The sequence below is a fragment of the Marinomonas sp. PE14-40 genome (genome assembly GCF_051623805.1).
Taxonomy (GTDB): Bacteria; Pseudomonadota; Gammaproteobacteria; order Pseudomonadales; family Marinomonadaceae; genus Marinomonas.
Map to the genome: position 1 here is coordinate 557,731 of NZ_CP130700.1, position 21,473 is coordinate 579,203.

The window sequence follows — 21,473 nt, forward strand, 5'->3', positions numbered from 1 at the left end:
CGTCGTCTTTAAAAACTCTAATAAGACACCCACTCTAATTAAATCTTCATTTAACCAAGATCTAGCTTTATTGGATTCACTCAAGGATGTGGAATCTAATATGCCTAAACCACGTAAATCCCTAATAAGTCTTCAAGATACTTCTTACTATCATTGCGTGACTCGTTGTGTCCGACGCGCCTTTCTTTGTGGAAGCGATGAGATAACTGGTCAAAGTTAAAAGTTATGAGCGCAGGAGAGGCTGGATCGAAGATAAGATATTGTCTCTTAATGCTACCTTTGCAATAGATGTCTGTGCTTATGCTGTTATGAGCAATCACACCTACTTAGTCCTTCACGTTAAAACTGAGAAAGGTCTTATCAAGAGACCCACCGCCATTTAACCTCGTCCCATTAAGTCCTTTTTAACCCGCTTGCTGACCTAATAAAGACTCTCCGACCAAAAACAAATATGTGATGATTCTATTGCTGAGAGTCAGTGTGATTTTTTGCTAACTAAATTGAATCAATAAGAGGAATATATGGAAATCACTCGTGCTAAATCCTTCAAGGCAGAGCGTGCTTGGGGAGCAAAAGACATAGCTAACATGAATGGTATTACCACACGTTTGCATTGGACGGATCAGCCTTATAAGTGGCATATCAATGATGGGGAAGAGGTGTTTGTGGTGTTAGATGGACAAGTTACTATGTTTTATAAAGAAGAGGGTGTGGAGCAATCTGTGTTATTGGAGGTTGGTGATATCTTTTTTGCCTCGATAGGGACTGAGCATGTGGCGCATCTTGTAGGGGAAGCGCGGATTTTGGTCATCGAATCCGAAGGCAGTGTTTAAGCCGTGTTTAATAATAGTTTTAAGGTGAATGCGTGATAGCCGATTTTTGTCATCTTACTCAGAAAAAACCAAGATTAAGGCTCGCTTAGATTGGCGTGAGCCATTATCATGCTCGCCAGAATTGTTGTTAACCCATTTTTGAAAAGAAGATTTTATACTATGTCACTTCCTCCTTGCCCTAAATGCCAATCTGAATATGTTTATCAAGATCAAGAATTATTGATTTGCCCTGAATGTGCATATGAGTGGAACCCGACAGCAGAAGCAGAAGAAGACGCATTTACCGTTAAAGATGCAAATGGTACGGCTTTGCAAGACGGCGACAAGGTAACACTTGCCAAAGACTTGAAAGTGAAAGGTAGCTCTATGATTATGAAAATCGGCACCAAAGCTGTGATTAAGCGTGTGTTAGATAAAAAAGATCATGAGCTAGATTGCAAGGTAGATGGCGCGGGTGACATGATGGTGACCGCTAAGTTTGTGAAAAAGGCTTAATCAGCTTTACTCAAGCCCGCCAGTTTTAATGAAAAAGCAGCATAATTGAATTGTGCTGCTTTTTTATGCCTGATTTTCACAGAATGAAAAGCCAGCTAAAGAATGCTATGGGAACATGCGAATAGGTCCTCCCGCCTCAGCGTGTGGATAAAAGCGACTAGAATTATGGCGAGGGACGCAACTTAATAGTGATTCTATTGATAAGGCTCTCAACGTAAATATAGCGCTTTTAGACCACGCCCTTCGGGTCTTGCAGAAAAAGTGACATCTTGTGCTGTCCCGTCCCGAAAGGTACCTAAACGAACTTCTATTAATAAACGCAAAGAGACGCCTTGATTGGCGCTGATTCCCTATACATTTAAAGATAAGACTGAGAAGAGGAGACTTAATCGCAGGCTCCCGAGTTTGAGTTCGTCATTTTTCCTTGTAGAATCAATGTCTATTACTCATTTTTTGAGATCTAATTGATTGAGAGCCTTCCTGTGAAAATAGCCATACTTTCGGATATACATTCTAATATCTTTGCCTTAGAAGCCGTTATCGCTCACTTTAAACGTAAGTCGGTGGATATGGTAGTGAACCTTGGTGACATCTTATATGGCCCGATTGCACCCCAAGCCACTTATGAAAGACTGCGTGCGTTAGAAGATGAATTCAGTGTGGTGACCATTCGCGGTAATCAAGACAGACAAATTTATGAGGCGGATGAGGCCGAACTTGAGTCCAACCCGACCATGGCGTTTATTCATGAGGATTTAACGCAAGAGGCGATGGATTGGATGCGTGCTTTACCTTTTGATCGCCAGCTAACCGATTATCTCTATTTGTGCCATGGCACGCCTGATAATGACCTTATCTACTTGCTGGAAGATGTCAGTTCAGGCAAACCTGTTTTGCGAGAGAATGATGAAGTCGCAGCCTTGTTAGCAGGTAATAAGAGTAAAATTATTCTTTGTGGCCATACGCATACCCCAAGGGATTTTCTTTTAAAAGGCCAAGATGCAAATGATACGTCTGAACATGAAGGCGCCTATCTAAAAAATACCAATACCATGAGCCAGCGTATTATTAACCCTGGCAGTGTGGGGTTGCAGGCTTATTCTGATGAGTTACCTGTGCCTCATGCAATGGAAACTGGCTCTCCTGAAGCGAGTTACACCTTATTAGAGTTAGGTAAGAACAAAAACATTTATAAGCTATCCCACGAAAAAGTCTCTTATGACACTACCAGTGCGGTACAATTGGCAAAATTAAGAAACCGAGATGATTGGGTAAAAGCCCTTGAAACTGGGTTTGCATTAGAAGCTTAAAACGCTCTTATAAAATAAAGCTGAATAAATCGCACCATTCCTTTAAATACAAAGGCCATACAATGAAAAAGTTATTATTAGCGATCGGGATGTCCGCAGCCTTGGTAGGGTGCTCCGATAATGAAGTAGGGGATATTTCCTTAGGTTTGTTTACCTTAAAAGATATTAAGGTGTCATCTATGAAGGATGACAAAATCCCAGGGGTTACCTGCCATGTAGCTTCGATCGAAGCGAATTTAAGTTTATCTGATCCAAGTGATTCTTCTATCTCTTGTCGTCAAACCGGTGAAATCACGCCAGAAATGATAGCCAGTTTAGATCAATCTAAATCGGGTGAGGTAGTCTTTAAGCAATCTAAAAGCATCTTCTTTAAAACCATGAAGGTACGCCGTATTTATGATGCTGAGAATCAGACCTTGCTGTATTTGTCTTACACCACAAAAGAGACAGAAGGTAGCTTTAAGCACAGCTTGTCGACTGTGCCATTGTGGGGTACTAAGGCTTACGTTCAGTAAACAACTCAATAAATAGTTCAATAAATACGTTGGATGATTTATTCGCTTAGAGCAGGCTGGTGGGCTTGCTTTAAGCTATTAAATATCTCGTCTAACATGATGCCCACATCGCTAGCATTATCTTGGCTGTTGCTATAGCTGCGTAGTCCCATGACTTGAATTTGCATCCATTTGGCAAGACGAGCTGGATTGGATGCTTGTTTAATCAACCCTTTTTCTTGAGCCTCTAAAAACAAAGCTTCAAACCCTGATTCAACTTCTTTAAGGCCATCTTGAGCATATTGCCTTAAATGTGCGTTATTACCATCAAGCTCTGAAATGCTTTTAACCAAAAAGCAGTTATTGATTTTCCCTTCCTCTGCTTTTACCGCCATGTTTTTGATGAAATCGTAGATAGCTTTAATTGGATTTGAGTTAAGTCCAGCGTACTTATCTAACGCTAGCCGACTTTGCTCTGCATAATTTAACAAACAGATTTTGAATAAAGCTTCTTTGTTACCAAAGGCGGCATATATGCTGCCCGGCCTCATATCCAACTCTTCTTGTAAGTCGCGCATCTTGGTGGCTTGAAAGCCTAACTTCCAAAATAATTGAGTTGCTTTTTCGATAGCGAGGGCACGGTCATATTTCATGGCATTAATATCTATATAAAAAATAATTTGAACATTTGTTCAATTGTAGCTTGAACAAATGTTCAAATCTAGTTATGGTTTATCTATTGAACAAGTGTTCAAGTGGTTTTAATAAAGCGACAAGCGCTAAACCCCTTTTAAATTCTCTTAATTAATAGATAGGTAACATGATGTCAGACTTTAAATTACATACATTAGAAAGTGCACCAGAAGGTTCAAAACCACTATTGGAAAACTCAGTAAAAAGTTTCGGCATGGTGCCTAACTTGCACGCTGTTATGGCAAGTTCTCCAGAGTTGCTTTTGGGATATCAAACTCTGCATGGTCTGGCTCAGCAAACCAGTTTTGATGCGGATGAGTTAACCGTTGTTTGGCAAACCATTAATGTTGAACATGAGTGTCACTACTGTGTGCCTGCACATACTATGATTGCTCACTCTATGAAGGTAGGTGCTGATGTTATTGATGCATTACGTGATGAAACACCGCTACCTAGTGCAAAACTAGAAGCGCTTCGTAACATGACATTATCTGTTGTGAGAGACCGTGGTGTTGTGAATACTGAAAGCGTAGATGCATTTTATTCTGCTGGGTTTGAGCAAAAGAACCTACTTGAAATCATTCTGATCTTGTCGCAAAAAGTGATGAGTAATTATGTGAATCATCTGGCTGAAACACCAACGGATGCACCGTTTCAAGAGTTTGCTTGGGAGAAAAAACAGGCCTAACTTGATCTACTAAAAAGCTTTATCGTTAAGAAAGCCGTTATAAATTTTTATAACGGCTTTTGTTTTTTCATTCTGTTAAATTTATCGCTTTATCGCTTTATCGCTTTATGGCTGTTGTTTAGTAGCCGCAATCACAATCTCGCGAATACACACATTTTGTGGTTGAGCGTAGGCAAAGCTAACAGAGTTGGCGATATCTTCTGGGCTTAGAACACCGCCCATATCCTCTTTCCAACTTTCATAGCCTGCCTTAATGTCTTCCGAACTTGTGTGAGATAAAAGCTCAGTTTCAACGGCGCCAGGTGCTATGGTAATTACTCTAACATTTGAGTCAGCCACTTCTTCACGCACATTTTCTGAAATAGCATGAACCGCGAATTTAGTACCACAATAAGCCGCATGGCTTGGGAAGGTTTTACGGCCAGCGATTGAGCTAATGTTGATAATGGTGCCTGTATTACGGGCTTTCATTGGCGCTAATACGGTTTGCATACCGTTTAGCAAGCCAACCACATTGATATCAAACATGCGCTGCCACTCGTTTGGTGCTTGATCTTCCACTTGGCCTAATAACATGACACCCGCGTTATTCACTAAGCAGTCTGTTGGGCCATAAAGCGCTTCAGCTTTGGCAACGGCTTTTTGAAAACCTTCGTAATCTGTTACATCAAGTGGCTCACATAGGGTGTTTGCAAGGTTTAGATCTCTTAATTTATCGACACGACGGGCGAGTAAAAGCAGCGGGTGGCCTTGTTCACTTAGCTGTTTGGCAATGGCTGCGCCGATACCAGAACTTGCCCCTGTAATGACAACTAGTTTTTTTAGTGTGTTTTCCATCTTATATCTCGCTTTTAAAATTAGGTTTCTGTGACTGAATAAGCTTTAAGGCGTGCCTTATTTGCTGATGTGGCTATAGTATTCTTCTCGTTATTGTTTAAAAATAAGCTCCTAGTTAAATTATTGTGAACTTATAGTGCGCAATTAAAGGCTCAAAACCGGCATAATTAGCGTTTAAGGTGATAGCTTTAATAAACAGGATGAGGAATAGCTAAGTGAATAAAGAGATCAGCCTGCCAGATATTCAGGCGTTTGTGGTGATTGCAAGAGAGGGGAGTTTCACAAAAGCGGCTGAGCTCATGAGTTGCTCGCGATCTTATTTATCTCGACAGCTAAATCAGCTAGAGGCCCAGCTTGGCGTGAGTTTGATAATAAGAACCACGCGAGCCCAGAGGTTAACCCAGCAAGGGGAGGCTTTTTATCAGCAATGCCAGCAAAGCTTAAATAAAATCGATGTGGCAGTTAATCAGGCCCTAGAAAGTGCAAGCGAGTTATCAGGGCCGCTTAATATTAACTGTGTTGGCGGCTACATTGGTGAAACCCTGATAATGGACCTGATTAACGGCTTTTCTCGTTTGTATCCAAATATTGATATCAAATTAGATTTTGATAGCCGCAGGGTTGATCTTATCTCTGGTGAGTTTGATTTTGTTTTTCGTATGGGAAGCCTTGAAGATTCCGCCTTGATTGCGAGAAAGCTGATGGATATCGAGATTGTGACCTTAGCAAGCCCAGAATATTTTAAGACTCATGGGAGGCCGCTACACCCTAAAGACCTTAAAGAGCATGCTTGTATTACTGGCTCCATCAAAAATTGGCGTTTTGTTTCTAGCTATGAATTAGCGACTGACGGATCAGCATTAGCCGAAGATATACAGGTAAAAGGGCCTTTTAGCTGTAAAAATGGCCATGCAATGGTCAATAACGCAAAAGCAGGCCTTGGCATAGTGCGAGTACCTGCTATGTATTGTTTGGATGAAATTAAAGAAGGTAAACTGCTTCACTTGTTTGATGATTGGCAAGCTGCGAGTGTGGCTTTTAATTTGATTTATCTACAAGATGCTTATCAAAGCAAAAAGTTGAAGGCCTTTAAAGACTATGTGATCAGTTACTTTGAGACACTGAGTTAAGCCGAGCGAATACAGACAGTCTGGTTATAAAAGTCCGAATTAAAAAAATAAAGAGTAAAGAATGAGAGCAAAAGGAGTGAAAGTGGAGATTAGATTAAGGCCAATGATAGCGAGTGAATTTAGTGCTTATCAAGGCTATTTTGTGCAGGATTATGCGCAAGAGATTATGGACAACTATGGTCACTCTAATCTTGTTGCGATCAAGATGGCGAAGGCAGCCATTGAGGCTTCTTTCCCAGAGGGGATTACAGAAAAAAATGAAGAGTTACTCTGTATTGAATTGGGCGAGAGCAATCAGCTAGTGGGTTATTTATGGCGGATGATTAACCCTGAGGATAATAGCTGCTTTATTTCGGACTTTTATATATTGCCGGAGCAGCGCTCAAAAGGATTAGGAAAGCTTGCTTTGAAAGCATTAGAAGATGCTTTAAAACCATTGGAAATTGGCCAAATTAAATTGAGAGTTGCCTATCAAAACAAAAGAGCAGCTGATTTATACCAAGCTGCAGGTTATACAATTACCGGCATTAATATGAGCAAGCTATTAAATTAGTACACATTAGCAAGAGATAAATTTATATCCCTTGCTAATGTTAGAGGCATTAAGCTTTACTTTAGAGCTACTTTAAGTAAGGGCTACTTTAAGGTGTTTTCTCTAAGCTTTGAGACTTGATCAAAGCCGATGCCCCAGTCATCAAGTTTGACTTCATCTATCACAACAAAAGTGACTTGTGGATCTTTATCCAGCACATCGACCATGATCTGAGTACAACCTTTAATAATGGCTTGTTTCTGTTCTCTGGTGACGTTTTCGTCTGTAATTTTTACGTTGATATAAGGCATTTTGCCTCCTTAAAATAGTGTATAAATTTGTTTTAGGTTCTGCTTCTGGCTTTTAGCCTTTAAGTTTTAAAGCTAAGCTGTTTTATTCTTAAGCTGCTTTATCTTTAAGCTGCTTTATTCTTAAGATAGAGACCAAGCTGATGAGTAAGCTCTGAGACAGAGCTAGAGCCTTGTAGCAAGTAACTTCCATCCAAAATAAAGGTAGGGATGCTTGTGATGTTAAATGCCATATAACGCTCGACTTTTTGCATCAGGGCTTGCTCTATTTGTGGATCCTCAAGCGCAAGTCGCGCTGAGTTTGGATCTAATCCAATATCCATGATTATTTGCAATAGAACGTCTGTTTGGCTGATATCTAAACCCAGTTCAAAGTAAGCCTTTATAAGGTATTCATTAAACTGGATTTGCTTATTAAAGCCGTGTACCCAATGCATTAATTGATGAGCTTTATGGGTATTGAAATAGTAACGACGTTTACTAAAGTCGATACATACTCCCGCATTTTTAGCGGTCGCAACTAAGCTGGTTTGATACTGTTTTAACTTGTTATCACTCCAACGAAATTGCTGTTTAAAGTAGTCGCTAATCAATTGACCTTCATCTGGCATACTGGGGTTAAGCTCGAAAGGTGAAAACCTGAATTCAACCTCGATATTTAATGCTTTTATGGCCGCTTGGATATGACGAAAACCAATCGGGCACCATGAACAAACCATGTCGTGCACCATTTCAATTCTTAAGCGATTCTCTAGTGTGTTTTTCATGAGCCGCTCCCATGCACTGACTCATTCGATTTTGACAGGGACTCATTCACTTTTAAATTAGAGGCAATGTCCGTATACATCTTATTGACGATTCGCCATTGGCCTTCTTCTTTTAATAAACCTAGAAAGTCTATGTAATGAAAATCAAAAAGTGGACATTCAAGTTTGACCATGGCTTGATCTTGTACCAGATCAACTGACAGTATTTTAAAGTCATAAGCTTGGCCCAAATCTTTAGGTGTTTGCCTTTGTCTTACATCTTCCAACCAAGTACTAAGGGAGCGACGCTTGCCTGGCAGTTTTAGCCAGGCATCTTGATGGAATATGTTTTCCAACATCTTAGCGTCGCCTAGATACAGGCCTTCGCAATATTGGTTGATAATGCTAACGACATGGTCAAAATCTGTTTCGACAGAATGACTCATAGCTGTCTCCTTATTAGGCTTGATTCGCCAAAGCGGCTTCTTTCTCAACCACTTTTTGATAATTCGGCATTTGCTGGACGTTTGCTAACATAGCTTGTGTTTTTGGCCCTATGATGATGTCGACAGGGAAGAAAGGCCCCCAAGCTGAATACACGCTTAGCATGATGTCTGCTGCAGAAACCTGCTTACCTCCTAAAAAGTCGCCTGATCCTTTTTCTAACTTGGCTTCAACCACTTGCCATAGTTTATTGATTAAACTCGCCGCATTATTCAAGGCATCCTGCTTAGCGTTGTCATCTTGAATGTATTGGTTAATGAAAAAGAGTCGGCCATAGGCTGGGTGCATAGTGGCGTTAGCAAAGAGAATATCCTGTACACCTTGTTGTCTGGCAGGGCCTTCTGCTGCTAATAGGCTGTTGGCATGTTTATCCAAAAGGTGAAGTATGATGGCCGCACCTTCTGTTAGAACAATGTCATTTTCTACTAGGGCTGGCACAGCACCCACAGGGTTAATCTCAGTGAAATTATCTAGGCTACTGACATTGATAAGTTGGTAGTCTTGGCCTAATTCGTTTAGCACGACTTGTGTCGCTACTGAGCAGGCACCTTGAGAATAATAAAGTGTGTAGTCAGTTTTTGTGTTAGCGGTTTGATTTAACGTATTTTGCGTATTAGACATAAATTTCTCCAAAGGTGATTTGATTAATTCGTTTGCATGTTTAATGTCATCTTTTCTCGCTTGGTATGAGAACCAATCTGTATGCGATAGGGAGAGTCTAAGTCGATAGTTTGTTTACATATATATCAATAATATGCATATACTGTTCACAAATTGGAGACAAAAATGAAAAAAATTGGCGAAACTAATTCGAAATGTTGTCTGTCTCTCTAAAAGAAAACCCTAAAGAAACCATGTGAGATAAAGCTGAATATGGATAAACTCAGGGCGATAAAGTTATTTGTAAAGCTGGCTAATTTAGGCAGTTTTACCAAGGTAGCTGAGCAAACAAATACATCTAAATCCATGATAAGTAAGGAAATAGGGCGTCTTGAGGATGATCTAGGCGCACGCTTGCTACATAGGTCTACCAGAAACCTTCAGCTTACCCATGTGGGAGAAGGTTACCTACAAAGAGCAATCGAAATCCTAGAGAAGCTAGATGATGCTGATAACTTTGTCAGTGATTTGCAGCATAACGTGAGAGGTAAACTCAAAATTAACGCGCCTATGGCCTTGGGCATTACCGATCTCTCCGTGTTGTTTGCTGACTTTATGCTTGAAAACCCAGACATTGAGCTAGATATCCATCTAGGGGATGAGAGTGTTGACCTTGTCGAACAAGGCTTTGATTTAGGCTTAAGAGCGTCAAGTCGTGCGATCGATTCTAACTATGTAGGGAAGCCGCTGACTCGTTTTACTTATAAGGTATGCGCCTCTCCGGAGTATCTTGCAAGGCATAAAGCCATTAACTTGCCTAAGGATCTTAGTGAGCATAATTGTTTTGTTTATAGTTACTTTCAGGGGAAGGATGTTTGGCCTATTGAAGATGGTGTCGCGGTAAAGGGGAAGCTTAAGGTTAATAGCACCTTGTTTATGATGGACGCCATTAAAAAGGGATTAGGGCTAGGTTTCATTCCTGATTTTGTTTGTCAAAAAATGATAGATTCTGGTGAGGTGGTAGAAGTATTAGCCGAGGCAAATAAACCTAGGCTAACCCTGTATGCGCTTTATCCTGCGAGACACTTTGTCCCCACCAAGTTAGTAAAATGCATTCGCTATTTGGAAGATTGGTTCGATAACAATAAACCGGCTTAATGCCTATTGAATGGACTCTAAATAAGCAAAAATATCATAGGTATCTTGTTTGCTCAGTATGCCTTCCCAAGCTGGCATACCTTGGTCGACCTTGCCTTTTAGTACTATTTTAGACAGCATCATTTTAGGTATAAAAATGCTATTTAACTTTTTGACAAGGTTTGATGGTTTTTTTGCTAACGTGCTAGCGGCAGGGCCATCGCCTAAGCCTTTGACTCCGTGGCAGACTAGGCAGTTTGTCTGATATTTTTGAGCACCATTTTGTATGTCTCTTGCTGCGCTAACTTGAGTACTTGTACTAATAAAAGCAAGGCTTATTATTAGGGGAATCATTTTTTTCATAACACCTCTGCGTATGACTTCGAGTCATTTAATGAGAATCATTAATATGTGAGATAGGGTAAAACCTGTTATGTAAAAAAAATGTTAGGGAAACACTTTAATAAGCTTAGTGCTGGAAGGTTTTAGATGATAAGAGAAATGACGGAAAATGATTTTAAGCTGTTTTGGCCTACCTTTGAAACCATCATCCTCGCAGAGCAAACTTATGCTTTTGATAGCCAAATGGGTTATGAGGAAGCTTTACAGCTTTGGTTAAAATCTCCCCTTAAAACCTATGTTTTCGAAGAAGATGGCGTTATTTTAGGATCATACTATATCAAAGCTAATGCTATGGGGCCGAGCAGCCATATTAGTAACTGCGGTTATATGGTGAGTGAAACGGCAAGAGGGAAGGGAATTGCACGCAAAATGTGCGAACACTCACAGATGGTTGCGAAAGAGCTTGGCTTTACTGCGATGCAATTTAACTCTGTCGTTTCTACCAATAAGATTGCCATTAAGCTATGGCAAGCACTGGGCTTCGATATTATTGGGACGATTCCTAAAGCTTATAAACACAAGGAACTTGGGCTGGTGGATGCCTATATCATGCATAAGCTGTTAGATGATTAAGCCATAATAAAAAATAATCTCAAAAATAAAGCCGCTATCCGAATGGAAAAGCGGCTTTATCTTTCACTCTTAAGAAAATGCCTTAAGAGGAATTTAACTTATTCGTTCGCTGTTACTGAACAAGTTCATTTTCGCTGAATTCACCTTCAAACAAAGCGGTCGATAAGTAACGCTCGCCTGAGTCAGGTAGAATCACAACGATTTTCTTATCCGCGTTTTCTTCAAGGTTTGCAATCTTCTCTGCGGCTGCCACAGCGGCACCACAAGAAATACCACATAGGATACCCTCTTCACGCATTAGGCGTTTTGCCATCTCGATAGATTCTTCGTTGCTGATTTGTGATACCTGATCAACCATAGACAAATCTAAGTTTTTAGGGATGAAACCCGCACCAATACCTTGGATCTTATGTGGTGATGGTGTTAAGTCTTCACCCGCAATGGCTTGAGTAATAACAGGAGAGGCTGTTGGCTCTACCGCAACACTGGTAATCGCCTTACCTTTAGTGTTTTTAATGTAACGGCTAACACCAGAAATTGTACCACCTGTACCTACACCTGCTACGAAGAAATCGATTTCGCCATTGGTGTCATTCCAGATTTCAGGCCCTGTTGTTTTCTCGTGAATCTCAGGGTTAGCTGGGTTATCAAATTGTTGTAGTAAGATGGTGTTTTCATCTTCAGCAATTTCAGCCGCTTTTTCGATCGCGCCTTTCATGCCTTTAGCTGGTTCAGTTAGTACAATCGTTGCGCCCATTGCTTTCATGACTTGGCGACGCTCAAGACTCATGCTTGCAGGCATAGTAATAGTGATCGGATAACCACGAGCTGCCGCGACAAAACAAAGTGCAATACCTGTGTTACCACTTGATGGTTCTACCAAGGATTTACCTGGCCCTAATAGGCCTTTCTTCTCAGCATCCCAAATCATGTTAGCGCCAATACGACACTTAACAGAAAACGCTGGGTTGCGAGATTCTAATTTCGCCCAAATGTTGCCTTTACCAATGCGGTTAAGACGAACAAGCGGCGTATTACCAATGGTTAATGAGTTATCTTCAAATATCTGATTAGACATGGAAATTCCTTGATTTAGGTAATAAATGAGAATTGTTATATATGCTTGGGGTCACACTATAACCTGTTCAAACTAAATGATGGTAGAATTTCACGCCATAAAGATAGAACCAAATATTTTTGTGGCTTATGTTTGTACAATTGCTTAATTAATGAGCAGTTTTTACATCTAACTCCTTTATTTGCAAACATATTCCACGTCAGACCCTATTAGGAAGTAACATTGTCCGTTTTTGAAATGCAAGATGTGATGAGCAAGGACAGATATCATATCGAACGTAAAGTTCAGTTGATTGAGCGCCAGCAAAAAAGTAATAGCTTGGATGCTAACTTGGTCGAAGAAGTGAAAGCTATGATTTTAGCGTCCCAGGAAAAGGTGCGTGAACGTAGCGAATTAGTCCCTGAGATTAAATACGACCAGAGTTTACCTGTTGCGGCAAAAGCGGAAGACATTATTGCTTCGATTAAAGCGAATCAAGTGGTGATAGTTGCGGGTGAAACCGGGTCTGGTAAAACCACTCAACTACCTAAAATGTGCTTACAGGCTGGTTTGGGTGTTGCGGGTATGATTGGCCACACTCAGCCAAGGCGACTAGCTGCACGCAGTGTAGCAGACAGAATCAGTGATGAACTCGGTGTTGAGCTAGGTGAAGAGGTTGGCTTTCAAGTCCGATTTAATGACGAGTCTAGTGATAAAACCTTAGTTAAATTGATGACAGACGGTATTTTGCTGGCAGAAATTCAGCAAGATAAATTTCTGCAAAAGTATCAAGCGATTATTATCGATGAAGCCCATGAAAGAAGCTTAAACATAGATTTCTTATTGGGTTATCTAAAACGTATCTTACCTTCTCGCCCAGACCTAAAAGTTATCGTGACTTCGGCAACCATAGATGTGGCTCGCTTTTCGAAGCATTTTAACGACGCACCCGTTTTTGAAGTATCTGGCCGTACCTTCCCAGTAGAAATTCGTTATCAACCCTTATTGCTTAAGTCTGATTCTGAAGAAATTGATGCAGACCAAAGTATGGAGCAGGGGATTGTCGATGCGGTTCATACGATTATTCACGAAGAAAAACAGTCTAGCTTTCGTGGCGCCTCAGATATCTTGGTGTTCTTACCGGGCGAGAGAGAAATTCGTGAAACAGCAGAACTTTTAAGACGTGAAGAGCTAAGACACACAGAGGTTGTGCCACTTTATGCACGATTGTCATCTAGCGAACAGCAAAAGATTTTTAAATCCCATAGTGGTCGTCGAATTGTGTTATCGACCAATGTGGCTGAAACCTCATTGACTGTACCTGGCATTCGTTATGTTATCGACCCAGGTGTTGCCCGCATTAGTCGCTATAGTGTGCGTTCCAAAGTACAGCAACTTCCCATTGAAAAGATCAGTCAAGCTAGTGCGAATCAAAGAGCAGGTCGTTGTGGTCGTGTGGCAGATGGTATTTGTATTCGTCTTTATGACGAAGCTGACTACCAAGCACGTGCAGAATTTACTGACCCCGAAATTTTTAGAACCAACCTTGCCTCCGTTATCTTGCAAATGGCGAACTTAAGGTTAGGTGCGGTCGAGAAGTTCTCCTTTGTCGAAATGCCAGATAAACGTCTAATCAATGATGGTTATCGAGCCCTGAATGAACTGGGTGCTATCAATAAGGAAAGGCTGACGCCGATAGGGCGTCAATTAGCGAAACTGCCAATCGACCCAAAACTTGGTCGTATGATTATCGCAGCCGATAAGCTTGGTGTATTAAATGAAATCGCCATTATTGTTAGTGCTCTGACAATTCAAGATCCAAGGGAAAGGCCGCAAGAGAAAAAGACACAATCTGATCAAGCTCATGCTGTTGATAAGGATGCAGATTCAGACTTTGTTGTGCTGTTAAATTTATGGCATCGATTTGAGGAACAGCGCCAAGCTTTATCGCAAAATCATTTACGTCAGTTTTGTCGTAAACAATTTTTGAATTATATGCGTATGCGCGAGTGGCGTGACATTCATCGCCAAATCCTAATTGCTTGTAAGCAATTAGGCTTTAAAGAGTCTCAATCTAAACCACAAGAAAACGAGAATAAAAAACAAGCTATTCAGGCGCAAAAGCATAAGGCAAACCATGTTAGCGCTAAAAATAGATCGAATGATGATGCTGAAGAACAAGTATCAACTAAGCCAAGTGTTGATTATGAAAGAGTGCATAGGGCGTTATTAGCGGGCTTGTTTACTCAGATTGCTAACAAACTGGATGAAACCAAAGAATTTGTTGCCTGCCGTTCTCGTAAAATGCATATCTTCCCTGGCTCTGTATTATTTAAGAAACCGCCTCAATGGGTAATGTCTGCGGAAATGGTGGAAACCACCAAACTCTATGGTCGAGTAAGTGCCAAGATGGAGCCATTGTGGGTTGAAGAATACGCCAAGCCTTTTGTGAAACGCCAATATTTTGATCCCCATTGGGAGAAGAAACAGGGCCGAGTCATGGCTTATGAACAGGTGTCTTTGTATGGCCTGATTCTCGTGGCAAAACGCCGTGTCGATTATTCTCGCGTTAACCCAGATGAAGCACGTGAAGTCTTTATTCGCTCTGCTTTGGTTGAAGGGGAGTTGCGTACGCGTCATGCTTTCTTCCAGAAGAATCAAGATTTAATCAAAGCCATAGAAGAAGACGAAGCTAAGTTGAGAACACGGGACATTTTAGTTGATGACGAGGTTGTGTTTGCTTTTTATCAAAAACAAATCCCAACTGAAATTTGCAATCAGAAAAGTTTAGAGTTTTGGCTTAAGTCCAATCAAGATGCGTTAACCTTGACGCGCCAAGATTTGATTAAACAAGAAGTTGATATTGATAACACGGCTTTCCCGATCAGTTTTGGTTTAAACGGGGTGAGTTTACCGATTGAATATCAATTTGAACCGGGTAAAGCAGTGGATGGGGCGACGTTAAAAGTCCCTGTTGGTCTTCTTCGACAGCTATCTGCTGACGAGTTAAGCTGGGCGGTACCGGGTTATATCAAAGAAAAATGCGAAGCTTACTTACGTGCTTTACCTAAAGCCTTAAGACGTCGCTTTGTGCCTATCCCTCAATTTGTTGATCGCATTTACCCTAACTTGTCTTCAAGTAAAGGCGATCTATTAGAGCAGTTAAGCTTACAGATTAAGCGTGAAACCTTAATAGATATTCCTTTAACTGAATGGCAAGGGGATAAGCTAGAAGCCTACCTAAACCTGAATATCGAAGTTATATCGGATCAAGGTAAGGTGATAGGAACAGGAAAGGCGCTGGATGAGTTGCAAACTAAGTTTGCCGCGCAAGTGGATGCAAGCTTTGCCAAGTTTGGTACTAAGGCGCATGAAGAGAAAGGCCTCACCAACTGGCCTGATCAAGATGTTCCTGAACAACAAACCCTAAGCCAAGCTGGGATTAAGGTTACGGCCTTTCCTGCGTTGGTCAGTAATGGTGAAACCGTCTCGGTTAAGATGTTTGATGATAAAGCCACAGCATTAGAAACGCACCGTAAAGGGGTGATTGCTTTGTTAAGAATCTCCCTAAGTAAGGATATGAAGTACCTACAAAAGAACTTACCTAAGTTAAGGGAGTCTCTATTAATATTCGCACCGATTGGCAAGAAAGAGCTCTTATTAGATGATCTTTTAAATGCGGTCTTGGATAAGGTGTTTTTGGATGGACAAACCTTACCTAGAACCCGTGAAGAGTTTGACCAAACTTTGCTTAAGAATAAGCCTCAATTGGTAACGCTCGCTAATGAGATGGCACTACAGCTGCATCAAGTATTGTCTTCATACCAGAAAGTCGCTAAACAAATGAAAGGCAATATCCCATTACCTTGGACACGAGTGTATGGGGATTTGAAGCAACAGTTAGGAAATTTGATTTACCCTGGTTTTATCGGTGATACCCCGTTATTTTGGTTTGGACAACTACCTCGATACTTTAAAGGGATAGAAGTGCGCTTAGATAGATTCCAAAATCACTTAAATAAAGAAAATGCTTTGGTGACTCATTGTGAACTACTTTGGCAAAGTTATGCCAAACAGAAGCAAGGTCATGATGCTAAGAATGTGTACGACCCAGAGCTATTAAAATATCGCTGGTTAATGGAAGAGTATCGAGTGTCTTTATTCGCTCAAAACGTGGGTACATTGGAACCTGTTTCTGAAAAGCGTTTACAAAAGCAGTGGCAGTTAGTTAAAAAAATTGTCTAGGCAATGAAATTGAATGTTCAAAAATAATGACTGTCTTGAAAATGATTGTATAGGAACCCCCTTTATGAAAAGGAAGTACGCACTAAAACCTTTGATTGCAGGTTTTATCTTTGCTGGATTGGTGGGCTGCTCGGCTAAAGTCGTTAATGAAGATACGGCTGGACTTGAGGCAGAGCAGACTGTGATTGAATCAGAGCAGGAGACTTATGTTGATCCTGATCCATGGGAAAGGTTTAACCGTTCCATGTATGCGTTTAACTCTGGATTAGATAAGGCGATCTTAAAGCCAGTGGCAATTGGCTATAAGAATGTAACGCCGACACCAGTACAAAAAGGGGTAAGTAACTTTTTCTCCAACCTTGGGGAAGTAGGCAACATTTTCAACAACTTATTGCAGGGTAAGATAGATGCGACCGCTTCATCAAGCTGGCGCTTCATTATCAACTCTACTGCTGGTTGGTTTGGTATTTTCGATGTGGCCTCTGAAATGGGCCTTAAAAAACAGAAAGAAGACTTTGGTGAAACCTTGGGTTATTGGGGTATTAGTTCTGGCCCTTATTTGGTTTTGCCATTATTTGGCCCGTCTACCTTGAGAGACTCTACAGATGTGCCAGTCGGGTTTTATACGCCAGGTGCAAAAGCTTTTTTCAATTTGCATTGGGATGAAGCTTTGGCGGTATCGGGTTTAGATTTGGTTGAGACAAGAGCCTCATTGCTGTCGTTAGAATCTCTCATCATTGGTGACGAATACGAATTTGTTAGAGATGTGTATTTACAAAATCGCCAGAATGCCGTCTATGATGGCAATCCACCTGTCGATGACGATGCTTGGGGTGATGATGGCTGGGAAGACGACGACTGGGGTGATGAAGAGCTAGACGCTGAAGATGATTGGGTCGAAGACCTTTAATCAAATGTTTTGATCTTTGTGTTGAGGCTAAGCTCTTATTGTTAGCTACCTTGGCAGATTACAGCGTCTTACTTTACATTTTTAATAAATAACTCATATAAGACACCGACTTAGCAAGTATAAGAAGGTGTCTTGTATTGAATAACATGAATAAAATCTGATAGTTAAAATCATTTCAAAGCAAGTTCACTTTAATACTCGATATTAATCAATACGTCATATATTTCTCCTAAATTCTCACTATCAAGAAAATTCAAATTCTTGACATATATTAATACGCATACTTGCACTATGTTGTTTGTGTGACGTTTTTAATGAGCAGGATTTTTATAAGCATGAATGGCTTTAATTTAGGTTAAGTCATTGCATCCATGGAAGTTATAGGAGAGAGATATGCTTGGCTTTATTCGTAGACAACCCCTTCCTCAACAACTCAGTGCAGGTACATTAGTTGCTGTTGTGTTTTTCATGACATTGCTAATCTACTTTATTTCTCGGTTTTTTACTGCAGAGGTAAATAGTGTCGCCAGTGAAAATCAAAATAAGCAGGTTGAATTGGTGTCCCAAAACCTTGAAGCAAGATTTGAAGCCATGGTGGCAAATAATCAACTCATGTCTCGTATGTCTTATGCAGAGTTCAAGGGGCTAAGGGTAGATGATCAGTCATTTTTAATGACAAATGGGCGTTCAGTGCCTGAAGTGTGGTTAGGCGATACGCTCGTTAATCAAGATAGTTCACAGCTAACTGGCTTTACTCAAAAGTCTGATCATTTTATTAGCTTATATGTAAAGCAAAGCAACAAATTTACGCCAATCGCCTCTAGTATGCTTAATGAAAAAGGTGAGCCAATTCTAGAGCATGTAATTGATTCAGAGCATCCAGCCTTTAGTGACCTTATTTCAAACATAGGTTATCAAGGGAAAAACCAAGTCGCAGGCTTTAATCTCTATCAGAACTTTAAACCCATTATTGTCGATGGTGCAGTAGTTGCTGTGATCGAAACTAGCACTAATTTGCAAAATATAATGACAAGCCTTTCAGATTACGTAAAACAACTTACCTTTGGTAAATCGGGTTATGTTTATGTGATGGCAGCGGGTAAAAATGAAGGTGATATGGTGATACACAGAACCCTTACCGGAGGTAATGTGTATGACATCCAGCCAGATTTTGTCGATACCTTTAAGCAAGCTTTTGTCGGTAACAAAGGGACGTTTAATTACTCTGTGCCCACTAAGGGGATTGATGCCGTCGCACGAGAATCTAAGGTCTTATATCATGCGGTAGCGGGTTGGAACTGGGTTGCTTTGTTAAAAACTTATGAAGATGAATACCAAGCCGAGATTGATGCGCAAATTCTAAAAATTGAATTAATGTGTGCCGCTGGCGCTATCTTTTTAATGTTAGTGCTCTGGCAACTGATTAGACGCTCATTATTGCCGTTAACTGAGATCACCCATGGGTTAAAACTCTTGGGTGAGGGGAACCTTACTTATCAATTTAAGTTTAAAAAAGATACTAAGACTAAAAATGAAATGCACTTATTAAAACGAGACATTGCGGCTATGCGTGATGGTTTAGTGAATGTAATAAGGCAGGTATCTGACTCTAGTAAGAATCTCGTTGATTCAGCTGAGTCGATTGATAATGTTAGTCATGAACTGCAACACCATGCGAAGAAGAGTGAGGAAGAAAGTACTCATGTAGCCACTGCGATTGATCAAGTTGTGGTATCGATTGAAGAGGTAGCAAATAGTACACGTGCTGTCTCCGATGAAACCTCTGCTGCTAGCGAAATTAGTATCTCAGGTAATGATGCTGTAAATGAAGTGGAAGAAACCGTAGCGACCTTGTCACAGTCATTCAGTGCGGCTTCCAACCGTATTAAGGATGTGGAGGAAAGTAGTAACAGCATTGGCGAAGTTGTCGATGTGATTAATGCGATTGCTGAGCAAACTAATTTATTGGCTTTGAATGCTGCAATAGAGGCTGCCCGTGCTGGTGAACAAGGCCGTGGTTTTGCTGTTGTGGCAGATGAAGTGCGAAACTTAGCTCAGAAAACGCAGGATTCTACGCAGAAAATTCGAGATGTTGTTGAGAGGTTGCAAGCGAATAGCCAATCAGCCGTTGAAGGCATGGAAAGTGGTGCTAAGCAGGTTGAGTTAAGTGTTCATAAAGCCACTAAGGCTGGCATTTTATTAACTCAGATTAGAGAGTCTATTGTGGCGGTTGAAAAGAGCATGACGCAAGTGTCGAGTGCCACTGAAGAGCAAAGGTTAGCTGCACAAAAAATCAGTGATAGCGCAAGATCGTTAACACAGACATCGAGCGATACCTTTAATCATTCAGAGTTCTCATCTGATCAGGGTAAAAATGTTAAAGATTTATCTATGACCTTACTCAATAACATCAGTGTGTTTAAAATTACTGAATAAGTGTGAGTTAGATTCCTTTTCTTTAACCCTATTCTGGCTGTACTCGTGCTAAGCACTTAGCAAAATCCCTGTCATATGATGGGGATTTTTTTGCCTCTTTTTTGATATAAGGTGAGAAGTCAAACATTTCGTGGTGAATGAGTATGCTGACAGGATTAAATCATATAACCCTTACTGTGTCTGAGCTTGAGAAATCAATAGCGTTTTATCAAAAGGTCTTGGGTTTTAAAGGTCATGTTAAATGGGAGAAAGGGGCTTATCTTTCAATCCCTGGGATATGGTTATGTTTGAGCATAGGGAAACGAGAGAATGCAAATGACTATACACACTTAGCCTTTAGTTTAAATGACAGTGATTACAATAGCTTGGTCATAAAGCTGAAAAAGCATGGTGTACACCAATGGCAAGAAAATACCAGTGAAGGGGACTCTTTTTATTTTTTAGATCCTGATGAGCATAAATTAGAGATTCACCTAGGGAGCCTAGAGACAAGATTAGCAGAGCTTGAAACTTCTCCATATAAAGGGCTTGTTTGGCTTTAGTTATTATTTAGCTTTTAATTGCTATCTAGCTTGGCTTGAACCACCAGCTGACATCCGGAAGTTCACTGTAATGGTAACGCTTTAGATAAATGACATTACGTTGTATCGGGTTGTATTTATCTAAATACTGCTTGTGGTATTTGAGAAACAAGGTTTCAAAACTACCATTTAATTTAATATTTTTTAATCCTATTTCAATGCGATCAGCAAGTTCAGAGTATTGAGGACTGACATGAAAGTACACAGGGTGAGGGTAAAAAAGAGCAATACTTGGTACCACTTCGAATGACTCATTTTGGGTGTTGAAGCGCTCTAATTCTGCATCTACTTCTCGTATGCTTCTTGGTAAATAATCAAAGCGCCCATAATTGAGCATCTTGTATAAGTTCTTAATGCTAATTGCGGATTCGACAGGCAAACGATTTGTTTTAAATATTGGGAAATCTGACCATTGATTATTAAATCCTGCTTTATACTTTTGTAGCTCTGTAAGACTGTTAATTTCTGCCAGCTTAGGCTTATTCGACTGGTTAGTAACCAGTAAACGATAGCCTAATAAGCCTCGATAAAGTGGTTCTTTAATGGGAATAAGGTTTTTACCTTCACCTTGGCTGGCACCAAAGTAGGCAATTTGAAACGCTTCGCCTTGTTCTAGCATGTGACTTGATCTGGTGAAACTTAATTGAGAATCGTCACCTTTAAGCTGATAAGGGCCATGGCTCGTTATCGTGCTGTCCAGCGCGAGTTGCAATAATTTGAAAGCGTATTCGTTTTTTTGGTAGGTTTTTACTGCCCAACTATTCTCTTGGGGAGCTGCTTGAATAAAGGCGCTAATAATTAGACTAGTGATAAGTAATGCTATTTTCATATTGGATCTTAGTTTAATTTTTAGTGAACACCAATTCGTCCTTTTTCTGATGTGGTAATGAACTAATTAAAGTTTAAATAGACTTATTAGTAAAATTTATTCTAATGAGTAAACTTAGACTAGATCTAGGGAG

General features: G+C 40.4%; 22 protein-coding genes and 1 pseudogene. 14 read left to right on the forward strand and 9 right to left on the reverse strand.

The window, feature by feature from the left end; translation table 11 throughout:
• Positions 1-100: 100 nt before the first annotated feature.
• From Q0A08_RS02630 to Q0A08_RS02650, 5 genes and pseudogenes are all read left to right on the forward strand, one after another.
• A pseudogene (locus tag Q0A08_RS02630) lies at positions 101-353 on the forward strand (transposase); the annotation flags it as partial.
• 168 nt (positions 354-521) lie between these two features.
• Positions 522-833, forward strand: coding sequence for a cupin domain-containing protein (locus tag Q0A08_RS02635; RefSeq protein ID WP_438464641.1), 312 nt, complete (start codon positions 522-524; stop codon positions 831-833).
• Between the two features lie 159 nt (positions 834-992).
• Positions 993-1,328, forward strand: a complete 336-nt coding sequence (locus tag Q0A08_RS02640) for a zinc ribbon domain-containing protein YjdM (RefSeq protein WP_438464642.1) — start codon at positions 993-995, stop codon at positions 1,326-1,328.
• Positions 1,329-1,810: 482 nt separating this feature from the next.
• Positions 1,811-2,638 (forward strand): metallophosphoesterase family protein, encoded by an 828-nt coding sequence (locus Q0A08_RS02645; protein WP_438464644.1) that lies wholly within the window; start codon positions 1,811-1,813, stop codon positions 2,636-2,638.
• A 62-nt stretch (positions 2,639-2,700) separates the two neighbouring features.
• A complete protein-coding gene (locus Q0A08_RS02650; RefSeq protein WP_438464645.1) occupies positions 2,701-3,153 on the forward strand; it encodes a CreA family protein in 453 nt (150 codons plus the stop codon).
• Positions 3,154-3,191: 38 nt separating this feature from the next.
• Here Q0A08_RS02650 and Q0A08_RS02655 read toward each other — a convergent pair whose 3' ends face one another.
• Positions 3,192-3,785: a TetR/AcrR family transcriptional regulator gene (locus tag Q0A08_RS02655; RefSeq protein WP_438464647.1), complete on the reverse strand. Its 594-nt coding sequence runs from the start codon at positions 3,783-3,785 to the stop codon at positions 3,192-3,194.
• Between the two features lie 170 nt (positions 3,786-3,955).
• On the opposite strand from Q0A08_RS02655, the gene Q0A08_RS02660 reads away from it, so the two are divergent.
• Positions 3,956-4,513 carry a carboxymuconolactone decarboxylase family protein gene (locus tag Q0A08_RS02660; RefSeq protein ID WP_438464649.1) on the forward strand — a complete coding sequence of 186 codons (558 nt, stop codon included), beginning with the start codon at positions 3,956-3,958 and terminating at the stop codon, positions 4,511-4,513.
• A gap of 105 nt (positions 4,514-4,618) precedes the next feature.
• On the opposite strand, the gene Q0A08_RS02665 is transcribed toward Q0A08_RS02660, so the two are convergent.
• Positions 4,619-5,350, reverse strand: a complete 732-nt coding sequence (locus Q0A08_RS02665) for an SDR family oxidoreductase (protein WP_438464651.1) — start codon at positions 5,348-5,350, stop codon at positions 4,619-4,621.
• 215 nt (positions 5,351-5,565) lie between these two features.
• Here Q0A08_RS02665 and Q0A08_RS02670 point away from each other — a divergent pair, with 215 nt between their 5' ends.
• Entirely contained in the window at positions 5,566-6,480 is a 915-nt protein-coding gene (locus Q0A08_RS02670; RefSeq protein ID WP_438464653.1) for a LysR family transcriptional regulator, read from the forward strand.
• A gap of 61 nt (positions 6,481-6,541) precedes the next feature.
• Positions 6,542-7,033 (forward strand): GNAT family N-acetyltransferase, encoded by a 492-nt coding sequence (locus Q0A08_RS02675; protein ID WP_438464654.1) that lies wholly within the window; start codon positions 6,542-6,544, stop codon positions 7,031-7,033.
• An 83-nt stretch (positions 7,034-7,116) separates the two neighbouring features.
• On the opposite strand, the gene Q0A08_RS02680 is transcribed toward Q0A08_RS02675, so the two are convergent.
• From Q0A08_RS02680 to Q0A08_RS02695, 4 genes are all read right to left on the reverse strand, one after another.
• Positions 7,117-7,323, reverse strand: a complete 207-nt coding sequence (locus Q0A08_RS02680; protein WP_438464656.1) for a tautomerase family protein — start codon at positions 7,321-7,323, stop codon at positions 7,117-7,119.
• Between the two features lie 104 nt (positions 7,324-7,427).
• Positions 7,428-8,087 (reverse strand): DsbA family oxidoreductase, encoded by a 660-nt coding sequence (locus Q0A08_RS02685; RefSeq protein ID WP_438464658.1) that lies wholly within the window; start codon positions 8,085-8,087, stop codon positions 7,428-7,430.
• On the reverse strand, positions 8,084-8,512 hold the full coding sequence (locus tag Q0A08_RS02690; protein ID WP_438464659.1) for a nuclear transport factor 2 family protein: 429 nt from the start codon (positions 8,510-8,512) through the stop codon (positions 8,084-8,086). The genes Q0A08_RS02685 and Q0A08_RS02690 overlap by 4 nt, the downstream gene beginning before the upstream one ends.
• Before the next feature lie 13 nt (positions 8,513-8,525).
• Complete coding sequence (locus Q0A08_RS02695; protein WP_438464661.1) at positions 8,526-9,191, reverse strand: glutathione S-transferase family protein; 666 nt, start codon at positions 9,189-9,191, stop codon at positions 8,526-8,528.
• A 252-nt stretch (positions 9,192-9,443) separates the two neighbouring features.
• Between Q0A08_RS02695 and Q0A08_RS02700 the strand changes: the two genes are divergently transcribed.
• On the forward strand, positions 9,444-10,328 hold the full coding sequence (locus tag Q0A08_RS02700) for a LysR family transcriptional regulator (RefSeq protein WP_438464662.1): 885 nt from the start codon (positions 9,444-9,446) through the stop codon (positions 10,326-10,328).
• Positions 10,329-10,331: 3 nt separating this feature from the next.
• Here Q0A08_RS02700 and Q0A08_RS02705 read toward each other — a convergent pair whose 3' ends face one another.
• Positions 10,332-10,670, reverse strand: a complete 339-nt coding sequence (locus tag Q0A08_RS02705; protein WP_438464664.1) for a c-type cytochrome — start codon at positions 10,668-10,670, stop codon at positions 10,332-10,334.
• Positions 10,671-10,808: 138 nt separating this feature from the next.
• Here Q0A08_RS02705 and Q0A08_RS02710 point away from each other — a divergent pair, with 138 nt between their 5' ends.
• Positions 10,809-11,282: a GNAT family N-acetyltransferase gene (locus Q0A08_RS02710; protein WP_438464666.1), complete on the forward strand. Its 474-nt coding sequence runs from the start codon at positions 10,809-10,811 to the stop codon at positions 11,280-11,282.
• Between the two features lie 112 nt (positions 11,283-11,394).
• Here Q0A08_RS02710 and cysK read toward each other — a convergent pair whose 3' ends face one another.
• Entirely contained in the window at positions 11,395-12,360 is a 966-nt protein-coding gene (gene cysK / locus Q0A08_RS02715) for a cysteine synthase A (RefSeq protein WP_046018057.1), read from the reverse strand.
• A gap of 237 nt (positions 12,361-12,597) precedes the next feature.
• Here cysK and hrpA point away from each other — a divergent pair, with 237 nt between their 5' ends.
• The 4 genes from hrpA to fos all read left to right on the forward strand — a co-directional run bounded on the left by hrpA (position 12,598) and on the right by fos (position 20,472).
• Positions 12,598-16,584 (forward strand): ATP-dependent RNA helicase HrpA, encoded by a 3,987-nt coding sequence (gene hrpA / locus Q0A08_RS02720; RefSeq protein ID WP_438467594.1) that lies wholly within the window; start codon positions 12,598-12,600, stop codon positions 16,582-16,584.
• Between the two features lie 64 nt (positions 16,585-16,648).
• Positions 16,649-17,494, forward strand: coding sequence for an MlaA family lipoprotein (locus tag Q0A08_RS02725; RefSeq protein ID WP_438464668.1), 846 nt, complete (start codon positions 16,649-16,651; stop codon positions 17,492-17,494).
• 393 nt (positions 17,495-17,887) lie between these two features.
• Positions 17,888-19,930, forward strand: coding sequence for a methyl-accepting chemotaxis protein (locus Q0A08_RS02730; RefSeq protein WP_438464670.1), 2,043 nt, complete (start codon positions 17,888-17,890; stop codon positions 19,928-19,930).
• Positions 19,931-20,073: 143 nt separating this feature from the next.
• A complete protein-coding gene (gene fos, locus Q0A08_RS02735) occupies positions 20,074-20,472 on the forward strand; it encodes a fosfomycin resistance glutathione transferase (protein WP_438464672.1) in 399 nt (132 codons plus the stop codon).
• A 25-nt stretch (positions 20,473-20,497) separates the two neighbouring features.
• Here fos and Q0A08_RS02740 read toward each other — a convergent pair whose 3' ends face one another.
• Complete coding sequence (locus tag Q0A08_RS02740) at positions 20,498-21,340, reverse strand: hypothetical protein (protein ID WP_438464674.1); 843 nt, start codon at positions 21,338-21,340, stop codon at positions 20,498-20,500.
• Positions 21,341-21,473: the final 133 nt, after the last annotated feature.

Excerpts from the sequence above, each read along its gene's own strand:
- Q0A08_RS02635 (WP_438464641.1), top strand. The coding sequence starts at position 522 with ATGGAAATCACTCGTGCTAAATCCTTCAAGGCAGAGCGTGCTTGGGGA.
- Q0A08_RS02640 (WP_438464642.1), top strand. The coding sequence starts at position 993 with ATGTCACTTCCTCCTTGCCCTAAATGCCAATCTGAATATGTTTATCAA.
- Q0A08_RS02650 (WP_438464645.1), top strand. The coding sequence starts at position 2,701 with ATGAAAAAGTTATTATTAGCGATCGGGATGTCCGCAGCCTTGGTAGGG.
- Q0A08_RS02655 (WP_438464647.1), bottom strand. The coding sequence starts at position 3,785 with ATGAAATATGACCGTGCCCTCGCTATCGAAAAAGCAACTCAATTATTT.
- Q0A08_RS02660 (WP_438464649.1), top strand. The coding sequence starts at position 3,956 with ATGTCAGACTTTAAATTACATACATTAGAAAGTGCACCAGAAGGTTCA.
- Q0A08_RS02665 (WP_438464651.1), bottom strand. The coding sequence starts at position 5,350 with ATGGAAAACACACTAAAAAAACTAGTTGTCATTACAGGGGCAAGTTCT.
- Q0A08_RS02675 (WP_438464654.1), top strand. The coding sequence starts at position 6,542 with ATGAGAGCAAAAGGAGTGAAAGTGGAGATTAGATTAAGGCCAATGATA.
- Q0A08_RS02680 (WP_438464656.1), bottom strand. The coding sequence starts at position 7,323 with ATGCCTTATATCAACGTAAAAATTACAGACGAAAACGTCACCAGAGAA.
- Q0A08_RS02685 (WP_438464658.1), bottom strand. The coding sequence starts at position 8,087 with ATGAAAAACACACTAGAGAATCGCTTAAGAATTGAAATGGTGCACGAC.
- Q0A08_RS02690 (WP_438464659.1), bottom strand. The coding sequence starts at position 8,512 with ATGAGTCATTCTGTCGAAACAGATTTTGACCATGTCGTTAGCATTATC.
- Q0A08_RS02695 (WP_438464661.1), bottom strand. The coding sequence starts at position 9,191 with ATGTCTAATACGCAAAATACGTTAAATCAAACCGCTAACACAAAAACT.
- Q0A08_RS02700 (WP_438464662.1), top strand. The coding sequence starts at position 9,444 with ATGGATAAACTCAGGGCGATAAAGTTATTTGTAAAGCTGGCTAATTTA.
- Q0A08_RS02705 (WP_438464664.1), bottom strand. The coding sequence starts at position 10,670 with ATGAAAAAAATGATTCCCCTAATAATAAGCCTTGCTTTTATTAGTACA.
- Q0A08_RS02710 (WP_438464666.1), top strand. The coding sequence starts at position 10,809 with ATGACGGAAAATGATTTTAAGCTGTTTTGGCCTACCTTTGAAACCATC.
- cysK (WP_046018057.1), bottom strand. The coding sequence starts at position 12,360 with ATGTCTAATCAGATATTTGAAGATAACTCATTAACCATTGGTAATACG.
- hrpA (WP_438467594.1), top strand. The coding sequence starts at position 12,598 with ATGCAAGATGTGATGAGCAAGGACAGATATCATATCGAACGTAAAGTT.
- Q0A08_RS02725 (WP_438464668.1), top strand. The coding sequence starts at position 16,649 with ATGAAAAGGAAGTACGCACTAAAACCTTTGATTGCAGGTTTTATCTTT.
- Q0A08_RS02730 (WP_438464670.1), top strand. The coding sequence starts at position 17,888 with ATGCTTGGCTTTATTCGTAGACAACCCCTTCCTCAACAACTCAGTGCA.
- fos (WP_438464672.1), top strand. The coding sequence starts at position 20,074 with ATGCTGACAGGATTAAATCATATAACCCTTACTGTGTCTGAGCTTGAG.
- Q0A08_RS02740 (WP_438464674.1), bottom strand. The coding sequence starts at position 21,340 with ATGAAAATAGCATTACTTATCACTAGTCTAATTATTAGCGCCTTTATT.